The sequence below is a fragment of the Herbaspirillum lusitanum P6-12 genome (genome assembly GCF_000256565.1).
In the GTDB taxonomy this organism is placed as follows: Bacteria; Pseudomonadota; Gammaproteobacteria; order Burkholderiales; family Burkholderiaceae_D; genus Herbaspirillum; species Herbaspirillum lusitanum.
On sequence record NZ_AJHH01000048.1, the window covers coordinates 1 to 1583 of the forward strand.

Annotated in this window: 2 protein-coding genes; both read left to right on the forward strand. The window is 60.0% G+C overall.

Annotation, left to right across the window (positions count from 1 at the left end):
• Positions 1-406: helix-turn-helix domain-containing protein (locus HLUSI_RS0101780; RefSeq protein WP_016832336.1), on the forward strand; the 406-nt coding region annotated here is incomplete at its 5' end.
• A gap of 82 nt (positions 407-488) precedes the next feature.
• Positions 489-1505 carry a ketol-acid reductoisomerase gene (ilvC, locus tag HLUSI_RS0101785; RefSeq protein ID WP_016832337.1) on the forward strand — a complete coding sequence of 339 codons (1017 nt, stop codon included), beginning with the start codon at positions 489-491 and terminating at the stop codon, positions 1503-1505.
• Positions 1506-1583: the final 78 nt, after the last annotated feature.

Consider the following 1583-nt stretch of genomic DNA (forward strand, 5'->3'; position numbering starts at 1 on the left):
CAATTTGCGCCAGATGCACGCCGTGATCCGCTACTGCTGCGCCGTCATGAACGGTGATCGCATCGAAGCCGGCGATCTGCCGGAAGAGCTGATGGAGACGTTCGCGCCATCAACTTCGCACGCCATTCACTACGAGGGGCCGGCTATTTCTCCGGCCTCCAACGTCCGCAGCATCGTGCCACAAGCCGGTGCTGCCGATATCCTCCCGCGCCCATCAGGCGGCCCGCTCGGGGACGAGCGCACGCGCGTTATCGATGCGCTGGTCGGCAGTCGCTGGAACATTTCCGCCGCTTCGCGGCAACTGGGAATGTGCCGCGCCTCGCTGTATCGCAAATTGCGCCAGCTGGATATTCCGCACGTGCGCGACCAGGCCATGCCGACGCATTTCGCGTCGTACGCGGCCTGATCGAAACCCATCGTGCCGCTTTCGGGCGGCGCCCATGACAAAATAAAAGAGCTCCGCTCACATTGAGGAATTTAGGAAGACCATGAAAGTTTTTTACGACAAAGACGCAGACCTGTCCCTGATCAAGAACAAGAACGTGACCATCATCGGTTACGGTTCGCAAGGCCACGCCCACGCGCAAAACCTGAATGACTCCGGCTGCAAGGTCACCGTTGCGCTGCGCAAGGACGGCGCTTCGTGGAACAAGGCCAAGAACGCCGGCCTGAACGTTGCCGAAGTCAACGAAGCGGTCAAGGGCGCCGACGTCATCATGATCCTGCTGCCGGATGAAAACATCGGCCAGGTCTATGCAGAAAACGTGGCGCCGCACGCCAAGCAAGGCGCGACAGTCGCTTTCGCCCACGGCTTCAACATCCACTACGGCCAGGTCGTGCCGCGCGCCGACCTGGACATCATCATGATCGCGCCGAAGGCCCCGGGCCACACCGTGCGTTCGACCTACACCCAAGGCGGCGGCGTGCCGCATCTGATCGCCGTGTACCAGGACAAGTCCGGCACTGCCCGTGACGTTGCTCTGTCGTACGCTACCGCCAACGGCGGCGGCCGTGCCGGCATCATCGAAACCAACTTCCGCGAAGAAACCGAAACCGACCTGTTCGGCGAACAAGCGGTTCTGTGCGGCGGCGCCGTCGAACTGATCAAGGCCGGTTTCGAAACCCTGGTGGAAGCCGGCTACGCGCCTGAAATGGCGTATTTCGAATGCCTGCACGAACTGAAACTGATCGTCGACCTGATCTACGAAGGCGGCATCGCCAACATGAACTACTCGATCTCGAACAATGCGGAATACGGCGAATACGTCACCGGCCCGCGCATCATCAACGAAGAGAGCAAGAAGGTCATGAAGCAGGTGTTGAACGACATCCAGACCGGCGAATACGCCAAGAGCTTCATCCTGGAAAACAAGGCCGGCGCACCGACCTTGCTGTCGCGTCGTCGCATCAATGCCGAACACCAGATCGAAATCGTCGGCGAGAAGCTGCGCGCGATGATGCCGTGGATTAAAGCCAACAAACTTGTGGACCAGTCGAAGAACTAATACGACCACGAACCGCGATCGTAGGCATCATCACAGGACACGCAAGCATGCGTGCCCTGGGCAGGACGGGGGTTTGGT